Source organism: Pleomorphomonas sp. NRK KF1 (assembly GCF_023721755.1).
Taxonomy (GTDB): Bacteria; Pseudomonadota; Alphaproteobacteria; order Rhizobiales; family Pleomorphomonadaceae; genus Pleomorphomonas.
In genome coordinates this window covers 1155537-1174099 of record NZ_JAMDLH010000001.1, presented here as the reverse complement: position 1 = coordinate 1174099, position 18563 = coordinate 1155537, and the positions used below count along the sequence as shown (strand labels likewise).

General features: G+C 64.4%; 18 protein-coding genes. 13 read left to right on the top strand and 5 right to left on the bottom strand.

Features of this window, described 5'->3' with window-relative positions; genetic code table 11:
• Positions 1-25: 25 nt before the first annotated feature.
• Positions 26-715 (top strand): DNA/RNA nuclease SfsA, encoded by a 690-nt coding sequence (gene sfsA / locus M4J39_RS05380; protein WP_251726748.1) that lies wholly within the window; start codon positions 26-28, stop codon positions 713-715.
• Positions 716-818: 103 nt separating this feature from the next.
• Positions 819-1649: a type I methionyl aminopeptidase gene (gene map / locus M4J39_RS05375; protein WP_251726747.1), complete on the top strand. Its 831-nt coding sequence runs from the start codon at positions 819-821 to the stop codon at positions 1647-1649.
• Between the two features lie 6 nt (positions 1650-1655).
• On the opposite strand, the gene M4J39_RS05370 is transcribed toward map, so the two are convergent.
• Positions 1656-1898 carry a DUF1178 family protein gene (locus tag M4J39_RS05370; protein ID WP_251726746.1) on the bottom strand — a complete coding sequence of 81 codons (243 nt, stop codon included), beginning with the start codon at positions 1896-1898 and terminating at the stop codon, positions 1656-1658.
• A gap of 191 nt (positions 1899-2089) precedes the next feature.
• On the opposite strand from M4J39_RS05370, the gene M4J39_RS05365 reads away from it, so the two are divergent.
• The gene (locus tag M4J39_RS05365; protein ID WP_251726812.1) at positions 2090-4075 is read left to right on the top strand and encodes a DUF4139 domain-containing protein; all 1986 of its coding nucleotides are present in this window, start codon (positions 2090-2092) and stop codon (positions 4073-4075) included.
• 57 nt (positions 4076-4132) lie between these two features.
• On the opposite strand, the gene M4J39_RS05360 is transcribed toward M4J39_RS05365, so the two are convergent.
• Positions 4133-5206, bottom strand: coding sequence for a porin (locus M4J39_RS05360; RefSeq protein WP_251726745.1), 1074 nt, complete (start codon positions 5204-5206; stop codon positions 4133-4135).
• Between the two features lie 875 nt (positions 5207-6081).
• Here M4J39_RS05360 and radC point away from each other — a divergent pair.
• Entirely contained in the window at positions 6082-6783 is a 702-nt protein-coding gene (radC, locus tag M4J39_RS05355; protein ID WP_251726744.1) for a DNA repair protein RadC, read from the top strand.
• A gap of 121 nt (positions 6784-6904) precedes the next feature.
• Here radC and M4J39_RS05350 read toward each other — a convergent pair whose 3' ends face one another.
• Complete coding sequence (locus M4J39_RS05350; protein WP_251726743.1) at positions 6905-7396, bottom strand: PRC-barrel domain-containing protein; 492 nt, start codon at positions 7394-7396, stop codon at positions 6905-6907.
• 55 nt (positions 7397-7451) lie between these two features.
• On the opposite strand from M4J39_RS05350, the gene M4J39_RS05345 reads away from it, so the two are divergent.
• The 4 genes from M4J39_RS05345 to M4J39_RS05330 all read left to right on the top strand — a co-directional run bounded on the left by M4J39_RS05345 (position 7452) and on the right by M4J39_RS05330 (position 11238).
• On the top strand, positions 7452-7682 hold the full coding sequence (locus M4J39_RS05345; protein WP_251726742.1) for a hypothetical protein: 231 nt from the start codon (positions 7452-7454) through the stop codon (positions 7680-7682).
• A 326-nt stretch (positions 7683-8008) separates the two neighbouring features.
• Positions 8009-9460 carry a circularly permuted type 2 ATP-grasp protein gene (locus M4J39_RS05340; protein ID WP_251726811.1) on the top strand — a complete coding sequence of 484 codons (1452 nt, stop codon included), beginning with the start codon at positions 8009-8011 and terminating at the stop codon, positions 9458-9460.
• Positions 9461-9464: 4 nt separating this feature from the next.
• A complete protein-coding gene (locus tag M4J39_RS05335) occupies positions 9465-10406 on the top strand; it encodes an alpha-E domain-containing protein (RefSeq protein WP_251726741.1) in 942 nt (313 codons plus the stop codon).
• A gap of 4 nt (positions 10407-10410) precedes the next feature.
• Complete coding sequence (locus M4J39_RS05330) at positions 10411-11238, top strand: transglutaminase family protein (RefSeq protein WP_251726740.1); 828 nt, start codon at positions 10411-10413, stop codon at positions 11236-11238.
• A gap of 31 nt (positions 11239-11269) precedes the next feature.
• On the opposite strand, the gene M4J39_RS05325 is transcribed toward M4J39_RS05330, so the two are convergent.
• Positions 11270-12301, bottom strand: coding sequence for a substrate-binding domain-containing protein (locus M4J39_RS05325; RefSeq protein WP_251726739.1), 1032 nt, complete (start codon positions 12299-12301; stop codon positions 11270-11272).
• Positions 12302-12476: 175 nt separating this feature from the next.
• Between M4J39_RS05325 and M4J39_RS05320 the strand changes: the two genes are divergently transcribed.
• The 5 genes from M4J39_RS05320 to M4J39_RS05300 all read left to right on the top strand — a co-directional run bounded on the left by M4J39_RS05320 (position 12477) and on the right by M4J39_RS05300 (position 17385).
• Positions 12477-13019, top strand: coding sequence for a TRAP transporter small permease (locus M4J39_RS05320; RefSeq protein ID WP_251726738.1), 543 nt, complete (start codon positions 12477-12479; stop codon positions 13017-13019).
• 79 nt (positions 13020-13098) lie between these two features.
• Positions 13099-14379, top strand: coding sequence for a TRAP transporter large permease subunit (locus tag M4J39_RS05315; RefSeq protein ID WP_251726737.1), 1281 nt, complete (start codon positions 13099-13101; stop codon positions 14377-14379).
• Positions 14380-14411: 32 nt separating this feature from the next.
• Positions 14412-15425, top strand: coding sequence for a TRAP transporter substrate-binding protein (locus M4J39_RS05310; protein WP_251726736.1), 1014 nt, complete (start codon positions 14412-14414; stop codon positions 15423-15425).
• A gap of 114 nt (positions 15426-15539) precedes the next feature.
• On the top strand, positions 15540-16364 hold the full coding sequence (locus M4J39_RS05305; protein WP_251726735.1) for an HpcH/HpaI aldolase/citrate lyase family protein: 825 nt from the start codon (positions 15540-15542) through the stop codon (positions 16362-16364).
• A 91-nt stretch (positions 16365-16455) separates the two neighbouring features.
• The gene (locus tag M4J39_RS05300) at positions 16456-17385 is read left to right on the top strand and encodes a ribokinase (protein WP_251726734.1); all 930 of its coding nucleotides are present in this window, start codon (positions 16456-16458) and stop codon (positions 17383-17385) included.
• 95 nt (positions 17386-17480) lie between these two features.
• Here M4J39_RS05300 and M4J39_RS05295 read toward each other — a convergent pair whose 3' ends face one another.
• The gene (locus tag M4J39_RS05295) at positions 17481-18563 is read right to left on the bottom strand and encodes an ABC transporter ATP-binding protein (protein WP_251726733.1); all 1083 of its coding nucleotides are present in this window, start codon (positions 18561-18563) and stop codon (positions 17481-17483) included.

Genomic DNA, 18563 nt, shown 5'->3' with positions numbered 1-18563 from the left:
CCGTGGGAGCGGCGAACAAGGCGGAATGCTGTTTCCTGCTCCGCTGGTGCCTGCGCGCCTGGTTCGCCGCTACAAGCGCTTCCTCGCCGACTGTCGTCTCGACGACGGTGAGGAAGTGACGGCTCATGTCGCCAACTCCGGCTCGATGCTCGGGCTGGCGACGCCTGGCTCACGCGTTTATCTTTCCCGTTCGAATGATCCGAAGCGCAAGCTCGCCTGGAGCTGGCAACTGGTCGAGGTGAATGGCGTTCTCGTCGGCATCGACACCGGCCTTTCCAACCGCATCGTCGCCGAGGCGATTTCCAGCGGACGCATTCCCGCGCTGGCAGGCTACCAGACGCTGCGGCGAGAGGTGGCCTACGGTACGCGAAGCCGCGTCGACATGCTGCTCGAAGGCGAAGGGCGTCCGCGCTGCTATGTCGAGGTGAAATCGGTCACGTTGTCGCGCCGGCCGGGTATCGCCGAGTTTCCCGACGCCGTCACCGCGCGCGGCGCCAGGCATCTTGGCGAGCTCGCCGCCATGGTCGGCGCGGGCGCCCGGGCCGTTCTTCTCTATCTCACCCAGCGCGGCGACTGCGACCGTTTCGAGATCGCCGCCGATATCGACCCTGTCTATGCGGCGGCGGCCGCTATGGCGCGGGCCGCCGGCGTCGAGATGCTTGCGGTGCATGCCGACGTCACGCCTGGGGGAATCGAAATCCGGAGCGATTTCTGACAGAATGCGTGGCGAGCATGTACTTCTCGCGGCGCTTGGGTATATGACGACGAAAACGCGAAGCCGCACGGCTTCCAATGCCAGACTGAGGTTGGTTGATCCGATGATCAATTACGTCGACGCGGCGGTCGCTCCGCTGCGCAACACCGGAGACATTCGCCTTTACAACGCTGCCGACTTCGACGGCATGCGCAAGGCTTGCCAGTTGACGGCGTCCTGCCTCGACGAACTCGTCGATTTCGTCAAGCCCGGCGTCACCACCCAGGCGATCGACGACTTCGTCTATGGCTATGGTCGGGACCACGGCGCCCTGCCGGCCACTATCTACTATCGCGGCTATACCAAGTCGGTCTGCACCTCGATCAACCACGTGGTTTGTCACGGCATTCCCGACGAGAAGCCGCTGCGCGAAGGCGAGATCGTCAACATCGACGTGACCTTCATCGTCGACGGCTGGCACGGCGATTCCTCGCGCATGTATGGCGTCGGCGCCATCAAGCGCGCAGCCGAGCGGCTGATCGACGTGACGCACGAGTCGCTCATGCGCGGCATCGCGGCCGTTCGGCCGGGCAACACCACCGGTGACATCGGCGAGGCCATCCAGCGTTATGTCGAGGGCGAACGCTGCTCGGTGGTGCGCGACTTCTGCGGTCACGGCGTCGGCAAGCTGTTCCACGACACGCCGAACATCCTGCACTACGGCCGCAAGGGCGAAGGCCCCGTGCTGAAGCCGGGCATGATCTTCACCATCGAGCCGATGGTCAATCTCGGCCGGCCGCACGTGAAGGTGCTGTCCGACGGCTGGACCGCCGTCACGCGCGACCGCTCGCTGTCGGCCCAGTTCGAGCATGCCGTCGGCGTGACCGATACCGGCTGCGAGATCTTCACGCTGTCGCCGAAGGGCCTGTTCAAGCCGCCGCTGACGGTGGCCTGACCTGCCTCAGAACCCGGCGGCCATCGGGCAGCCGGGATTGGCGCAGGCCGAGGGGTTGCAGGCCGGCTCGGCCGCAAAGGTCGCCTTGGCGGCGCCGAGGCTGGGCGCCATCAGCGCCTTCTCCACCCGCGCGGTGCCGCAGGACGGGCAGGCATACTCGGCCTTCCTGGCCTCCCAGTCGGCATTGCCGCCGAACCAGTCGTCGAAGTCGTGGCCGCAGGCGGCGCAGTGCAGATTGTAGTGGATCATGGCTGGCCGTGATCTCCTCGTTGGGCAGGCGATAGGTCGCCGTGACGCGCGATCCTGTCAAGCGCAGAAGCCCGGACTCAGGCGAAAAGCCGCAAGGCCGCCACAGGTCGGTCTTCGCGCCATCGCATTCCTCGGGCAGGATCGCCGCCATCGGATGAAACCGTGTCTCGGGGGAGATCAACGTGAAATCGATGCCGCTTGCCGCAGCGCTGTTTTCCGGCGTATCGCCTTTCGTCTTCGCAACGACGGCGGTTTCCGCCGATAGGGTGGGGTCGGTGCTGTTGTCTTCGGGCGGTCTCGCCGAGATCGTTCGCACCGTTGACCTTGCGGACGGGGAAAGCCGTCTGGCCTTGGAGATCCCGGCCGATCAGGCCGATGACATCCTGAAAAGCCTTCTCGTCAGCGATCCCGGCGGCAGCATCGTTTCGGTGACTCTCGATGGCGCCAATGCCGTTACCGAGGCTTTCAAGCGTCTGCCACTGAAGCGTGAGGACCTTTCCTCCACCGCCGGCATCGCCGCTGCCATGATGGGGCAGGCCGCGACCATAGACGATGGCGCCGGCCATAAGGCGAGCGGTGTGATTCTCGGGACGAGCAAGGTGCCGCGCGCTACCGAGGGACAACCGATCGAACTGCCGGCGGTGACCTTGCGTCAGGACGATGGCAGTTTCGCGGAGGTACTGCTTGGTCCCGGCGCCAGTATTGTCTTTGCGGACAAGGATTTGCAGCAGAGGATCGACGCGGCGATCTCGGCCGTTGGCGCGGCGGCCGATGCGAACTTCCGGACGCTCTCCATTGAAACGACTGGGAAGCGTGCCCGCACGGTACGGCTTTCCTATGTGGTTGCGGCGCCGGTATGGAAGGCGGCCTATCGCATTGTCCCGGCGGAGGGGGGAAAATCACGCGTCCAGGGCTGGGCGGTGCTGGAGAACGGTAGCGGCGACGACTGGAGCGACGTGCAGTTGACGCTGTCCTCGGCCAATCCGGTGGCGCTCAGGCAACGGCTGGTCGACATGTACTGGCGCGAGCGGCGCGAAGCGCCGTTGCTGTTGCCCGGTGGGCCTGTCGATCTGCTGGTCGACGGCGCGGCGGCCGGTGGCGCTTTCGACGCCTCCATAGCGGAGGGCGAGGCGGATCTCCCCGCCGAAGCACCGCCGACTATGATGGCGATGCGGGCGCAGGCCATGCCGGCTCCGGCCGCGCCGTCGCGAGGGCCGGACATGGTGTCCGTAGAAGGCGATGTCGGCGTCTCGTTCACGCTGCCGCAGCCGGTGACGCTGAAGGCCGGGGCCACGCTGACCGTGCCGATCATCGATGCGGACCTCGACGCCGATCTGGTCTCTCTCTGGCGCGACGGCAGTGGCAGCGCGCCGCAGGCGGCCGTCTTCCTCTCCAACACCACCGGCAAGAGCGTACCGCCCGGCATCTTCACCGTCTATGGCAAGGACGGATATCTCGGCGACGCGCAGGTGGCCGGCATTCCTCCGGGCGAAAAGCGGTTCGCCGCCTTCGCTGCCGATCCGAAGGCGCGCATCACAAGCGAGCGGGATCATCGCGAGACGATCGTCGGTCTTTCCCCACGGGATGGCGTACTGAACGTGAAAAGATCGCAGGCCTGGACGACGGTCTACCATATCACCGCGCCCAAGGAGGAAGCACGCGCCGTGATGATCGACCACATGCGCATAGGCGGCACGGAGCTGACGAGCGATGGCGACGTGGTGTCCAGCGAGCCGGAGCGGCTGCGTTTGCGGACCGATGTCGTGGCCGGCGCGACGAAGGATATCCGGGTGACCGAGACTCGCGTCGATGGAGAGGCGGTCCATCTCTCCGATGCATCGTCGGATACGTTGCTGTTCTATGCCTCCACCCGTGGTACCGATCCCGAAGTCGTGGAGAAACTGAAGGCTATTGTTGCCATCAAGACGCGGGTTGCAGACGCCGAGCGCGCCATCGAACGAGCCGAGCGGACCATCCAACGTCAGTCCGATGAGCAGGAGCGCATCCGCGCCAACCTGGGCGCCCTGCCGGAGACGTCCGATAGCGCCAAGTCGTATATCGCCAAGCTCGTGCGCAGCGAGAAGGCGATTGAGGAGGCCGAGGGTGCGCGTGCCGAGGCACAGGCGAACGCCGACCGGGAAAGAGTGGCCCTCGACGCGGCGATCGCTGCCTTCTGAACAGCGAAAAGGCCCGGACGAACCGGGCCTTTCCCTCAATCCCCTAGGGGATCTGTCTTACCAGTTGCGGGTCAGCTTCAGCATGCCCGAGAAGGAGTCGTCGAAGGTGGAACCCGTGCCGTTGCCGAAGTCGGCACCGGAAACGCCGCCGTCGCTGGTGTAGTTCACTTCGGCCGTCAGGACGAGGTCCGGAGTGAAGGAGTAGTCGGCGCCGATCTGGGCCTTGTAGGCGGTGTCGGCCTTGTCCCAGAAAGCGGTGCCGATACCGGCGTAAACGGCCAGAGAGTCGGTCGCCTTGTACTTCAGAGCAGCGGCGACGCCGAAGTAGCTGTCGTCATAGCGGTCGTAGTCTTCGTAGACGCCGACCAGACGGGCACTCAGCTTGTCGACGAGCTTGAGGTCGGCGGTCGCCTTGACACCCCAGATGTCGTTGTCGGCGGTATCAATGGCCTGGTAGAAGGCCGACACGTCGACCTTGCCCCAGGACTGATCGGCGATGCCGAGGCGGCCGATGTACATCAGCTCGGCGCTGGAGCCCGTCGACCAAACGGTCGGGTTCCACTTGGTCTTGTCCGTGCCGAAGCTGCCGGTATCGGAAGCCATAACACCTGCACCAACGTAGAAACCGCCACCAAGCTTGTCGACCATGACGAGGGCGCCGGTCGAGCTCTGATCGAAGGCACCATAGATCGCGCTGGTGTCGCCGTAGAACACGTCGCCGTAGGCGTTGCCGAACTTACCGGCCGTCAGATAACCGACCTGAATGAAGGCGTCGTCGGCGGTGATGGTGCCGTCGGCGCTGTCGAGCTTGATGCGGAAGAACGAGCGGACGGTGCCGAGATCCGAAGCCGTGCGGGCGTCGAAGCCAACGCGGGCGTCCGTCTTGAAGCTGAGGCTATCGGCACCGGTCTTGGTCGCAGCCTCGGAGTAGGCGATGCGAGCACGAACGCGGCCGGACATCTGCAGGCAGGTCTCGGTGCCGGGGATGTAGAAGAAGCCGGCGCCATAGGCGTCGCAAACCTTCACGTAGTCGACGGCGGCCGGCGCGGCTTCGCCCGGCAGGTCGGCGGCGTAGGCGCCCGAGGCGACCATCAGGCCGGCGGCAGTGCCGAGCAGAGTCTTCATATTCATTTCGCGGTCTCCAAAAAGGATCGGGGAACCTTTTCCCGCCGGCGACGACAACGTGTCCGTCTTCGGCAGAGGCCGGTTCCCATGTGTTACCGCGGTGCCTCCGGCCACCCCAGCCCGATTGCATCCACGCGGCAGTGGGACCGTGTTTCGGCAAACCCACGGCGCCGTGATGGCTGACTCCGATATGACATTCAATGTCATAATTACGGACTCGTTTGGATAAAATCGGAATGAAAATCCATGTTGTAAAATTACAACTATTAAATAATAAACCGGCTAATTATTGATTTTTCTTAGCCGATTTTGAGTCTATAATATGCAAAAATACAGGAATTTGTCTAGAATGCATATATATATCATATATTGACATATATACGATTATTTATACTGTATAACTCGTATGAGTCACGGTTTTATTGATGGGTTACTCCATTAATTCGTAGAATCGTCCACGTTTGAATCTCGCCTGCGGGATGAGTTTATGCATGGATTATATTGCTGATTTTGGCGGTGTGTTCCGGCTCTTCAGACGGCGGCGGTTGCGGGGCCGAAGCGTGCATGTCACTGTCGGGTGGCCTCGGGGGACGGAGCCGCATGCCCGACTTTCGGGACATTCACCGCAGCGTGCCGCGATCCCGATTGAAAGGGATCTCCGGTCCGGCTGCGCCCGCCCACGCAGCTCTCAAGGAGCCGCGCCACCGGCGCTCGGGGTGTTTGCTGCTTGGGAACGCGGCCACCCCGTGGGTGGCGGCACACTGTCAGATCTACGTAACAGTTATGTTGCATCCGTCGACCTGGGCGATCTCACGGCGCGCTACCTGCTGCGCGCTTCGTCAAATCTGTTAGGCTGATCGCGCTTCACGACGGAATCGACCATGGGCGAGTTTCAGGACGGCAGAGTTACCCCGCCGCACTACACGGGGCACCGGGAACGGCTGCGCGAGCGCTTCCGTTCCGGCGGGGACGAAGCGGTGGCCGATTACGAGCTGTTGGAGCTCATCCTGTTCCGGTCCATCCCGCGCCAGGACGTCAAGCCGCTTGCCAAGGGGCTACTGGCCACGTTTGGTTCGTTTGCCGGCGTCATCGGGGCCTCGGAGGCTCGCCTCAAGACGGTGAAGGGCATCGGCGATGCCACCATTCTCGACTTCAAGGTGGTGCATGCCGCTTCACGCCGGATTGCCCGGTCGGGCGTGATGAATCGTCCCATCCTGTCGTCATGGTCGGCGGTGATCGACTATTGCCGCACGGCCATGGCCTATGAGGACCATGAGCAGTTTCGGGTGCTGTTTCTCGACAAGAAGAACCAGATGATCGCCGATGAGGTGCAGCAGACCGGCACCGTCGATCACACGCCGGTCTATCCGCGAGAGGTTGTGAAGAGGGCGCTTGAATTGGCCGCCACGGCGGTAATTCTCGTTCACAATCACCCGTCGGGCGACCCGACTCCCTCGCGCGCCGACGTCACCATGACCAGACAGGTGGTCGATGCTGCGACGCCGCTCGGGATCGCCGTGCACGATCACATCATCATCGGTCGCGACGGACATGCCAGCATGAAGGGGTTGCAGCTCATTTGAGCCCCGGTTCGGCGCGACCTGCCAAGGCCATCACGCCGTCCGCCTTTCGCGCGACGCTCGCGCGAAAACGGCCCCCGCGGGAGATCCCGCGAGGGCCGTCTTGTTGCGTCGTGCGTTCGCGTCAGGGCTGCGATGCCTCAACACCCTCGAACGCCGGCGCCTGCTCGAGCTGCTCGCGCGTCACGTTGAGGATGATGCGATCCGGAAGACCATCGTCGCCGATCGTCGCGCCGGTCCCGGCAGTGTTGGCGGCCATGTCGCCGGTTGCATTGGTCGTAACTCCGGGCGAATCCATGTCCGTCACGCCCTGACCGGGCATTGCGTCGCCGGATACCGCGCCGGTGGCGCCGGTCGGGTCGGGAAGGGCGCTGGACGCTGCGTTAGCCTGGGCCTGAGTGTCTCCAGGGCCGAGCTGAAGGGCGCTCATGTTGACGGCGACATCCTTCTCACCGATCCCCAGGAAACCGCCGACACCGATGATCACGGCGTTCACGCTGCCGTCCTGGCTGACGAGCACGTCGTTGATGTCACCGATGTTCGCTCCGTCCGAGCCGTAGACGGCCTTGCCTTCCAGGTCGCTGACGCGCCAGGCGCCGGTTTCGGGAACGGTCACGAAGGTCTCGTTCGAAGCCATCGAAGTATTGGTTCCCTGGCCGGGAGCGACCGCATTGCCGCTATCCATCGCGGAGGTGCCGCTATCCATGGTCGAGCTGCTGTCGTCCATGGTGGAGCTGCCGTCGCTCGGCGAACTCGGGGTTGTGGACGGCGTGGTCGCGTCCTGCTCCGTGGAAGAGGCGCCGCTGTTGTCATTGGTGCCCGTCGTGGAGTTCATCCCGTCGGCCGGCTGCGTCTGGGACGTTCCCGTGGCGCCGTCATCAGGGTTCGTGCCCGTGTCCTGAGCGACCGCAGCAAGCGGGAACGTGGCGCTGAGCAGAAGAACGGAGAGAAGACGTGTTTTCATAGTCGCATCCCTTTCTAGGCTGGTTAAGGGACCGTTCAACCTGTGGGATCGGCGAAAGTTCCAGACTTTTTCAAGACGGCCGCAGAAAGAAGCCTGCCGGGCAACCATCGCCGGAGGCGAAGGTGATGCCTAATCTATAGGCAAATGCTACCCGTCTTTGCTCCATGATGTTTCTTGCCCTTCCCGGCGGTTTGCCGCTTAATTCATCAATGGCAACGATGCCGAGGAAACGGCGGAGGAACGGGATTGCCGGCTTTCGACGAGATGAACGGGTTCGGACAAGGCGTCCGGCCCGCCTATAGGACCATCCAGGCCTGGCTCGACAGCTCCGACCCGGAAAACCTCAAACGCCTCCAGAAAGAAGCGGAGTTCCTGTTTCGCCGGATCGGCATCACCTTCGCCGTCTATGGCGACGCCGAGGCCGAGGAACGGATCATTCCCTTCGACATCGTGCCACGCGTCCTGACCGGCAGCGAGTGGACGGCGCTTTCCAAGGGGCTGACGCAGCGCGTGACTGCACTCAACCGCTTCCTTGCGGATGTCTATGGGGCAGGGGAGATCATCCGGGCCGGCGTCGTGCCGGCCGACCTCGTCTACCAGAACCCCGCCTTCCGCCCGGAGATGGTCGGTCTCAAGCTGCCGCATGATGTCTATGTGCAGATCGCCGGCATCGACGTCATCCGGACCGACGACAAGGATTTCTACGTTCTCGAGGATAATGCGCGTACGCCGTCCGGTGTCTCCTACATGCTGGAGAACCGCGACGTGCAGATGCGCCTGTTCCCGGACCTCTTTGCCGAGACCCGCATTCAACCCGTCGACAATTACCCGGACGAGTTGCTGGCGTCGCTGCGCTCGGTGGCGCCGATCTCCGCCCCCGCCGAGCCGACCGTCGTGCTGATGACGCCCGGGCCGCTCAATTCGGCCTATTACGAGCACTCCTTCCTGGCCGACAAGCTCGGCGTGGAGCTGGTGGAAGGGCGCGACCTTTTCGTGCTCGACGAGGTGGTCTACATGCGCACGACTCGCGGGCCGAAGCGCGTCGACGTCATCTACCGCCGGATCGACGACGATTTCCTCGATCCCATGGTGTTCCGGCCGGATTCAGTCCTCGGCATTCCCGGTCTCATCTCCGCCTATCGCGCCGGTAACGTGACGCTGGCCAATGCCGTCGGCACCGGTGTCGCCGACGACAAGGCCATCTACACCTACATGCCGGAGATCGTGCGCTTCTATCTCGGCGAAGAGCCGATCCTGAAGAACGTGCCGACCTGGCGGTGTCGGGAGCCAGACAGCCTTCGCTACGTGCTCGATCATCTGCCGGAACTGGTGGTCAAGGAAGTGCAGGGATCCGGTGGTTACGGCATGCTGGTCGGTCCCAAGTCGACCAGGGAGCAGATCGAAGCTTTCCGCGCCAAGCTGATGGCCGACCCTGACGGCTTCATCGCCCAGCCGACGCTGGCTCTCTCGACCTCGCCCACCTTCGTCGGCGACGGCATCGCCCCGCGCCATATCGATCTGCGCCCCTTCGTGCTGACCGGCGCCGACAAGGTTCGCATCGTGCCGGGTGGGCTGACCCGCGTGGCGCTCAAGGAGGGATCGCTGGTGGTCAACTCCAGCCAGGGCGGCGGCACCAAGGATACCTGGATCATCGAGGACCCGGCCGACCACGCATCATCCGGTATGTCGCAGTCGCAATCGCAGGCGGAGGGCTGACACCATGCTGAGCCGTCACGCCGACAGCCTTTACTGGCTCGCCCGCTACGTCGAACGCGCGGAGAACACCGCCCGGCTTCTGGAGGCCGCGACGCGCCTGTCCGCGACGCCGATTTTGGCCGAGGGCGGACGCAACGAATGGGAAATGGCCGTCGACGGGACCGGCACCCTCGACCTCTTCCACCAGCAGCATGCCGAGGCGACGCAGCGGACCGTCGTCGACTATCTCGCCTTCTCGCACGCCAATCCGTCGTCGATCCGTTGCTGTCTCGACATTGCCCGCGCCAACGCGCGCTCGGTCCGTACCGCGCTGACCATGGATATGTGGGAGACCATCAACTCCGGCTGGATGGAGACGCGCGGCGTCAACAGTCCCAACCTCACGCGGCAGGAGCTGTCGGACTTCCTGTCGCGGGTGAAGGAGCTGTCGCTGCGCTTCGACGGCTCGGCCTACCGGACGATGCTCAGGAACGACGCCTATTACTTCCTGCGCCTCGGCACCTTCATCGAACGCGCCGACTTCACCGCCCGCGTGCTGGCGCTGAAGGCCGACGTGCTCGATCCGAACCGGCCCTCAATCGGCGGCAGTTCTGATTATTTCCAGTGGTCGTGGATCCTGCGTTCGGTGTCGGCGCTGACGTCCTACCACTGGGTCTATCGCGACAATCTGAAGCCCAACCTCGTCGCCGAGTTCCTGATCCTCAAGGCCGAGATGCCGCGCTCGCTGGTGTCCTGCTACGAGAACGTCACGCTCAATCTCGACAGCCTGTCGCGCGACTACGGCCGGCAGGGCGCGAGCCAGCGCAAGGCGCGCATGCTGCTCAGCCAGTTGCAGGATACGACGCTGCCGGGCCTGTTCGCCATCGGCCTCAAGGAGTTCCTCGAGCGCTTCATTCTCGACAACGCCAACCTCGGCAACACTATCGCCGAGCAGTATCTGGGGTAAGCCGATGCGGCTGCGCATCCGTCACGACATCGTTGCCCGCTATGACGAGCCGGTCATTTTGGCCAGCCGTTCACTTCACCTCTGCCCGCGCACCTTCGACGGACAATATGTGCGGGCCTGGCATCTCGACATCACCGGCGACTGCCGGCAGGCCCGCTCTTCGGATGCCTTCGGCAACATCGTCTACGACTGCGCCGTCGAGGGGCCGCTTGACGAGATCGCCATTGCCGCCGAGGGAGAGGTGGAGGTCGACGATACCACCGGCGTCTTGCAGGGGGCGCCGCTCGACCGCATCCCGCCGGCCGTTTTCCTGCGCGAGACGCGCGTCACCATGCGTACGCCGGTCGTCCTGTCGTTTGCCGACAAGGCCAAGGGGCTGTCCGACGGCACGCCGCTCGATCTCTGCCACAAGCTGATGCACCTCATCCATGAAGAGGTGGAGGCGCTTGCCGCCGATCCGTCCGAGCTTTGCGGGGTGCGCGAGGTCTCCGCCGAGGACGTGCTGGCCGAAGCGCGCGGCACGCCCGCCGATCTCGCTCATCTGTTCATCGCCACCGCGCGCGGCCTGTCGCTGCCGGCGCGTTTCGTTTCCGGCTATCGCTGGCAGGAGGAAGAGACCGCGACCGGCGCGCTCGCCGCCTGGGCCGAAGCGCTGATCCCCGGCCTCGGCTGGGTGGGTTTCGATGCCGGGAACGATACCTGTCCCACCGACGCCTATGTGCGTGTCGCCTCGGCGCTCGACCAGTCGGGAGCGGCATGGATTCGCGCCGCAGACCGTGGCGGCGTTCCCGCCGTGGTGATGGTGACGGCCGCCGCCGACCGGCTTGGTTGAGGGCGCGGTAGGGTAAACTCTTGTCTCGCGTCTATGCTCCGGCCGGTCCCGTCGAACCGCGAACGATCAGCTCGGCGTCAAAGGCTTCTCGCGGCACGATGGGCTGCTGGCTGAGTCGGGTCAGCAGATAGTCGGCCGCCGCCCTTCCGATGGCGACATTGTCCACGCGCATTGTTGTCAGGGGAGGCGAGGTGAACTCGGCGATCGGCAGATCGTCGAACCCGGTGATGGAGAGGGTGCCGGGCACGTCGATGCCCATGGCGCGCGCTTCGATCAGCGTGCCGATGGCCAGTGTGTCGTTGCCGCAGATGATGGCGGTCGGGCGAGGGCCGGGGGTATCCAGGCACTTCCGAAGGCTTTCCCGGCCGAAATCGAACGTTGCCGGCCCCTCGAAGACATGCTGCGGGCGTAGCGCCAATCCCTCGCTTGCCAGGGCATCCCGTATGCCGGAGAGACGCGCCAGAACGCGGTCGTTATCGAGCGACGGTTGGTGGATGACGGCGAAGTTGCGATGCCCGAGATCCAGCAGATAGCGCGTCAGTTTTGAAAACGCCGCATGGTTGTCGAAGCCAACGCAGGGATGAACCGACTGTGGCGCGTGCGAGTACATCACCACATAGGGAACGCCGCGCGCCGATATCATCTCGAACAACTCGGGGCGTTGCAGTTCGCCGACCACGGCCAAGGCTTCGATGCCGCGCGCCAACATGACCCTTACCTGCTCGGCCGCCTCGTCGAGATCGTAGTTCGAGCAGCCGATCAGCACCGTGATGCCGCTGGCCGACAACCGGGCTTGCAAGGCGTTCACCTGCGCGGCAAAAACATCATGATCGAGCGTCGGTATCAGCACGCCGGCCAGCCAGGTTCTCCGGCTTGCCAGCGCGGCTCCGGCGGCGTTGGGTAGCCAGCCGAGCTCCGCCGCCACCGCGAATATCTTGTCGCGAACTTCCGGCAATACTTTCTCCGGTGCGTTGAAGGCACGAGAAACGGTCGCCGTCGAAACCCCGGCTGCTGCGGCTACATCGATGGCCCGCGGGGGGCGCGATGTTCTGGATTCTCGCATTCCACACCATGACTTGAGAGTACACGTATGCGCGTACATTCCATTCCGAAGCCAGGCAACCTAGTAAAACAGGTTAGTTGACAGCTTATGAAAGAGGTGTGATGTAAGCGCGTACATGCTGGCCTCGAACGTGCCTGGAGGGGTGTGTTTCGGAACGAGTCACCGGGAGGGCGCTATGGATACCGTTCGAAAATACCTCATTCGGCCGATCGAGATGATCATCGCCGCGATGCTGGCGGTCATGCTCGTTCTGGTCCTGCTCAACGTGGTGCTGCGCTACGCCTTCAACAGCGGCATCACGATCACCGAGGAGCTGTCTCGGCTGCTGTTCGTCTGGCTTGTGTTCCTTGGTGCGGCCGTGGCCCTGTTCGAGCGCGCCCATCTCGGCGTCGACACCCTGCTTCATATGCTGCCTCGCCCGGCCAAGATCGTCTGTTTCGTACTGTCGAACGCGTTCATGCTCTATCTCAGTTGGCTGGTCTTTTCGGGCAGCTGGACCCAGGCGGAGATCAACTACGGCTCCACCACGCCGGTGCTCGGCCTTTCGCAGTCGCTCTATTTCGTTCCAGTCCTGGTGTTCACGGCAGTGGCGATGCTCTGGTTCAGCGCCATGTTGCTGAAATCGCTGCGCGGCCGTTTGAGCGACAACGACCTCGTCGGCCGCAAGGATGAGGTCGCCGAAGCCATCGCCGAGGCGGGGGCCGTCGATCAGCGCTGACCCCATTGTCCGACCAGCTGCGTCTGGCGCCATCTTCTAGGGAATGCCGGCCTCAGGGCCGATGTCAGGACTTCAGCCCATGACCATCGTGATCTTCGTGGCAACCCTGTTTGCCGCCATGGCAATCGGCCTGCCGATCGCCTTTGCCCTCATCCTGTCGGCTGTGGCCCTGATGGTGCACCTCGACCTGTTCGATCCCCAGATCCTGGCACAGAATCTCGTGGGCGGCGCCGACAGCTTCACCTTGCTGGCCGTTCCCTTCTTCATGCTCGCCGGCGAGATCATGAACACCGGCGGCCTTTCGAAGCGCATCGTCAGCTTCGCCCTGGCGATGATGGGCCATATCCGGGGCGGCCTCGGCTACGTGACGATCATCGCAGCCTGCATCCTGGCGGCGCTGTCCGGTTCGGCCGCCGCCGATGCCGCCGCTCTCGGCGCGCTTCTCGTGCCAATGATGGTCAAGACCGGCCATGAGAAAGGGCGTTCGGTCGGCCTCGTCGCCGCCAGCTCTATCATTGGCCCGATCATTCCGCCGTCGATCGGGTTCATCCTGCTCGGCGTTGCCGCCAACCTCTCCATTTCCAAGCTGTTCCTGGCGGGCATCGCGCCCGGCCTGATGATCGGTTTCGCGCTGGCGGCCACCTGGTACTTCATTTCCGGCCGGGACAAGATCGAAGTCCGTCCGCGCGCCACCGGCGCGGAGAGGGTCAAGGCCCTGCGCGAGGGCGCCTGGGCGCTCGGTTTGCCGGTGATCATCATCTTCGGACTGAAGTTCGGCCTGTTCACGCCGACGGAAGCGGCGGTGGTCGCCGCCGCATATGCTCTCTTCGTGTCGTCGGTGATCTATCGCGAGATGACCCCGTCGCTGCTGCTGCGCGTGTTCGTCTCGTCGGCCAAGGTCACGTCGGCGGTGATCTTCATGGTGGCCTCCGCCCTTGTGGCCGCGTGGCTGATCACCATTGCCGATCTGCCCGGCCAGATGGTCGAGTTGCTCGGACCGTTCATGGAAAGCCCGCGCCTCTTGATGCTGATCATCATGCTGATCATCGTCGCCATCGGCATGGCCATGGACATGGCGCCGACCATCCTGATCCTCGGGCCGATCCTGGTGCCCGTGGTGCAGCAGGCCGGCATCGATCCGATCTACTTCGGCGTCATGCTGATCATCAACACCTCGATCGGGCTGATCACGCCGCCGGTCGGCACCGTCCTCAACGTCACGGCCGGCGTCACGCGATCGAGCATGGCGAGCGTGATCCGTGGCGTGTGGCCCTTCATAGCCGTCGAACTGCTCGTCTTGCTGGCCATGGTCGCTTTCCCGGAACTCATCACCATTCCGGCGGCCTGGCTCACCCGTTGACCCTTCGCATTGCAGACCAAAAGGAGGAGAATATGCGAAACCTTACGAAGATGCTGTTGGCCGGTGCCGTGGCGGCGCTGATGTTTCCCGCGGCCGCCCAGGCCGAGATCCACGAACAGACGCTCCGCTTTGCCAGCGCCGGGTCCGAGGGCTCGCCTCTGGTTGAGGGGCAGCGGAAGTTCGCCGAGATCGTCAAGGAGAAGAGCGGCGGCAAGATCGAGGTCAAGGTGTTCCCGGCCGGTCAGCTCGGCGGCGACATGCAGGCCGTATCGTCGTTGCAGGGCGGCGTCCTGCAGATGTCGGTGATGAACGCCGGCCTGATGGCATCGCTGGCGCCCGACTTCGCGCTGCTCGATCTGCCCTTCCTGTTCGAAAACCCGCAGGAAGCCGATGCGGTGATGGACGGCGAGGTCGGCAAGATCTTCGCCCAGCAGCTCGATGCCAAGAACCTCGTCGTGCTGTCCTATTGGGAGCTCGGCTTCCGCCAGCTGACCAACAGCCGCCGCGCGGTCGAAAAGGTCGATGATATCGCCGGGCTCAAGATCCGCGTGGTCCAGTCGCCCATCTACCTCGACATGTTCAACGCGCTTGGCGCCAACGCCGTGCCGATGCCGTTCCCCGAAGTCTACACGGCTCTCGAGACCGGCACCGTGGATGGCCAGGAAAACCCGGCTCCCAGCATCCTGACCGCCAAGCTCAACGAAGTGCAGAAGTACATGACGCTGACGCGGCATACCTACAACCCGATGGTGATGCTGTATTCGAAGCCGCTGTGGAACAAGCTCGATGCCGATGAACAGCAGCTGCTGAGCGAAGCAGCGCTGGAAGCGGCCCAGTTCCAGCGGCAGCTGTCGCGCGACTCCGACGCCAAGGCGATCGAGGAGATCGCCGCCGCCGGCACCACCGTCACCACGCTGGCGCCGGAGGAAGTGGCCCGCTTCCGCGAGAAGACCAAGGGCGTCGCCGACGCCTACGCGGCCAAGGCCGATCCGGCCATCGTCAAGCTGCTCAACGAAACCATCGCGAAGGCACGCGAAGCCAAGTGATCCTGGCGGGGTCGGTGCCGATGGTCCCTTGCAGGATCATCGGCATCGGTTCCGCTTCGATGAAAGCGCCGGTCCGGCGCGTAAAACTCTCATGTTCCTGAAGGTCATTTTCCGATGTTCAAGCCCAACCGTCTGAAGTCACATCTCTTGTCCGGCAAGACCGCGTTCGGTTGCTGGATCGGTGGCGGTTCGCCCACCAACGCCGAGATACTCGGGCATATCGGGTTCGACTATCTGCTGGTCGACCACGAACACGGCATCGGCGAGACGCGGGAAATCATGGAGACGCTGCGGGCCGTCGAAACGACGCCGACCCCGGCGCTCGTGCGCGTACCCTGGAACGACCATGTCTTCCTCAAGCGGGTTCTCGACGCGGGCGTCCAGTCGGTCATGATCCCCTCGGTCGATACGCCTGAAGCGGCCGAGGCGGCGGTTCGCGCCTGTCTCTATCCGCCGCAGGGCATTCGCGGTTATGCCGCCGGTGTGGTGCGGGCGTCGACCTTCGGCCTCGAGCCCGACTATATCGTCAAGGCCAACCGGGAAATGCTGATCGTCGTGCAGCTCGAGTCCCACGTCGCCGTCGACAATGCGGCGGCCATCGCCGCCATTCCCGGCGTCGATGTGGTGTTCATCGGCGTCAACGATCTCGCGGGATCGATCGGTCGTCTCGAGCAGACCGGCCACGCTGAAGTCCAGGCTCTGGTCCGCCGCGCCGAGAAGGCTATCCTTGACGCCGGCAAGGTGCTGGGCACCGTGCCGAATGGTGGCGCCTCGGTCGCCGACCTCATCGACCGGGGTTACCGCGTCATTGCCGGCCCGCACGATGTCGCGCTGTTGCGTGATGCCGGCAAGCTCGCCCTGGCCGAATACCAGGCCATCGCCTCGGCAAAGGCCAGCGGCGCCACGCCGGTGACGTCCGGACTGTCGCGGTCCTACTGAGTGATGCGTTCGGCGTCGATGGATGGACGATCATGAGGCCCGATCTGGCCTTGGCGACCATCGTCGACGCCGGCGAACTGAAAGAGACCTCATGATCACCGTCTTTGGTTCGGTCAACATTGATCTCGTCGCAACCGCGCACCGCTTGCCCCATCCGGGGGAGACGGTCGCGGGCAGGGGCTTTGCCACCTCGCCGGGCGGAAAAGGGGCCAACCAGGCTCTGGCTGCCCGACGCGCCGGTGCCGAGGTGCGCTTTGCCGGTGCTGTGGGAAGCGATGACTTCGCCGGTCCGGCCGTTGCCTGTCTGCGCGAAAGCGACGTCGACATGTCGCTCGTCCGCACCGTGCCCGGGCCGACGGGTACCGCCGTCATCCTGGTCGATGCCAATGGCGAGAACATGATCACCGTCATTCCCGGCGCCAACGGTGCGTTGACGTCACCGGACGCCGAGGCGGCGGTGATGGGGCTCGGGCCGCGCGACCTGCTGATGCTTCAGCTGGAGATTCCGGAGGCCAGCGTCGAGGCCGCGCTTGCGGCGGCTCGCCACGCCAGCGTTCGCACGCTGCTCAACCTGGCGCCGCTCACGGCCGAGGCAGCCCGCATCGGTCGCCTTGCCGACATCGTCGTCGCCAACGAGACCGAGTTCGACTGCCTGGTCGGGATGGATCTTGAGAGTGACGACGCCCGCGTCGACGCCTTGCGGCGTCTGCATGCGGAAAACGGGCAGATCATCGTCGTCACCCTCGGCGAAAGGGGGGCGATCGCCATTTCGGATGGAGAGATCATTCGGGTGGACAGCCCGCGGATCGTTCCGGTCGATGCCGTCGGGGCTGGCGACACGTTCTGCGGCTATCTTGCCGCCGGTCTCGACGCCGGCGACGATTTCGCCGTCTCTCTTCAGCGGGCCGCCGTTGCGGGCGCGGTTGCCTGTCTCGCCCCCGGCGCCCAGGTCGCCATTCCCCTGCGAAGCGCCGTCGACGCCAAGGCGTCCGGCTTTACGGGAGCGGCGCGTCGCGCTTGACGCGCTGCCAATCGATCCTGTTCCTCAATGACGAAAAGGCCGGGACCCTGCGAAGGGTACCCGGCCTTTCCTTGTGCCGACGGTGGAGGGAGCCGTCAGTAGATGCGTTTGCCGTCGTCGCCGAAGAGAAGTGCGCCGGATGACGGGAAGTGGGCGGTCAGCGCGTCGCCGATCTGAAGGTTAGGGCGGGTCGGGCTGGCGATGGTCACGAGGTCGGACGCCGCCGAGCGGGCGTAGATCAGCGTTTCCGCGCCGAGATGCTCCATCATGTCGACCGTGACCGGCAGCGCCGCGTCGCCGTCATCGGCAAATTGCGACGGGCGGATGCCCAGGGTGACCGGCGTGCCGGCGGCCGGCGCGTCCCCCTTCAGCGCCACAGGGACCACCGCGCCGCCGAAGTCGGGAAGGCGGACATCGGCGCGGCCGGCGCTTCCGCTTTCGACCACGCCCTTCAGGAAGTTCATCTTCGGCGAACCGATGAAGCCGGCGACGAACAGGTTGGCGGGGTTGTCGTAGAGTTCGAGCGGCGCGCCGACCTGCTCGACGATGCCCGAGCGGAGCACGACGATCTTGTCGGCCAGCGTCATCGCTTCCACCTGGTCGTGGGTCACGTAGACGATGGTGGCGCCAAGGTCGCGGTGGAGCTTGGCGATCTCGATGCGCATGTGGACGCGCAGCTCGGCGTCGAGGTTGGAAAGCGGCTCGTCGAACAGGAACACCTTCGGGTGACGCACGATGGCGCGGCCGATGGCGACGCGCTGGCGCTGGCCGCCCGAGAGTGCCTTCGGCTTGCGGTCCATGAGCGGTTCGAGTTCGAGGATGCGCGCCGCCTCGTCGACCTGCTTGCGGATCTCCTCCTTGGACAGCTTGGCGAAGCGAAGCGCGAAGCCCATGTTCTCGCGCACGGTCATGTGCGGATAGAGCGCATAGGACTGGAACACCATGGCGATGCCGCGCTGCGAGGGGTCGACCTCGTTCATCCTCTCGCCGCCGATCTCAAGCTCGCCGGCGGTGATGGTCTCCAGACCGGCGATCATGCGCAGCAGCGTCGACTTGCCGCAGCCCGACGGTCCGACGAAGACCACGAACTCGCCCGACTTGATGTCGAGGTCGACGCCCTTGATGATCTCGACCGCGCCGAAGGACTTCCTCACATCCCGCAGGGTAACGTCGCTCAT

What these genes read in the sequence shown, in the direction of transcription:
- sfsA (WP_251726748.1), top strand. Translation starts at nt 26, where the DNA reads ATGCTGTTTCCTGCTCCGCTGGTGCCTGCGCGCCTGGTTCGCCGCTAC.
- map (WP_251726747.1), top strand. Translation starts at nt 819, where the DNA reads ATGATCAATTACGTCGACGCGGCGGTCGCTCCGCTGCGCAACACCGGA.
- M4J39_RS05370 (WP_251726746.1), bottom strand. Translation starts at nt 1,898, where the DNA reads ATGATCCACTACAATCTGCACTGCGCCGCCTGCGGCCACGACTTCGAC.
- M4J39_RS05365 (WP_251726812.1), top strand. Translation starts at nt 2,090, where the DNA reads ATGCCGCTTGCCGCAGCGCTGTTTTCCGGCGTATCGCCTTTCGTCTTC.
- M4J39_RS05360 (WP_251726745.1), bottom strand. Translation starts at nt 5,206, where the DNA reads ATGAATATGAAGACTCTGCTCGGCACTGCCGCCGGCCTGATGGTCGCC.
- radC (WP_251726744.1), top strand. Translation starts at nt 6,082, where the DNA reads ATGGGCGAGTTTCAGGACGGCAGAGTTACCCCGCCGCACTACACGGGG.
- M4J39_RS05340 (WP_251726811.1), top strand. Translation starts at nt 8,009, where the DNA reads ATGAACGGGTTCGGACAAGGCGTCCGGCCCGCCTATAGGACCATCCAG.
- M4J39_RS05335 (WP_251726741.1), top strand. Translation starts at nt 9,465, where the DNA reads ATGCTGAGCCGTCACGCCGACAGCCTTTACTGGCTCGCCCGCTACGTC.
- M4J39_RS05330 (WP_251726740.1), top strand. Translation starts at nt 10,411, where the DNA reads ATGCGGCTGCGCATCCGTCACGACATCGTTGCCCGCTATGACGAGCCG.
- M4J39_RS05325 (WP_251726739.1), bottom strand. Translation starts at nt 12,301, where the DNA reads ATGCGAGAATCCAGAACATCGCGCCCCCCGCGGGCCATCGATGTAGCC.
- M4J39_RS05320 (WP_251726738.1), top strand. Translation starts at nt 12,477, where the DNA reads ATGGATACCGTTCGAAAATACCTCATTCGGCCGATCGAGATGATCATC.
- M4J39_RS05315 (WP_251726737.1), top strand. Translation starts at nt 13,099, where the DNA reads ATGACCATCGTGATCTTCGTGGCAACCCTGTTTGCCGCCATGGCAATC.
- M4J39_RS05310 (WP_251726736.1), top strand. Translation starts at nt 14,412, where the DNA reads ATGCGAAACCTTACGAAGATGCTGTTGGCCGGTGCCGTGGCGGCGCTG.
- M4J39_RS05305 (WP_251726735.1), top strand. Translation starts at nt 15,540, where the DNA reads ATGTTCAAGCCCAACCGTCTGAAGTCACATCTCTTGTCCGGCAAGACC.
- M4J39_RS05300 (WP_251726734.1), top strand. Translation starts at nt 16,456, where the DNA reads ATGATCACCGTCTTTGGTTCGGTCAACATTGATCTCGTCGCAACCGCG.
- M4J39_RS05295 (WP_251726733.1), bottom strand. Translation starts at nt 18,563, where the DNA reads ATGAGCGACGTTACCCTGCGGGATGTGAGGAAGTCCTTCGGCGCGGTC.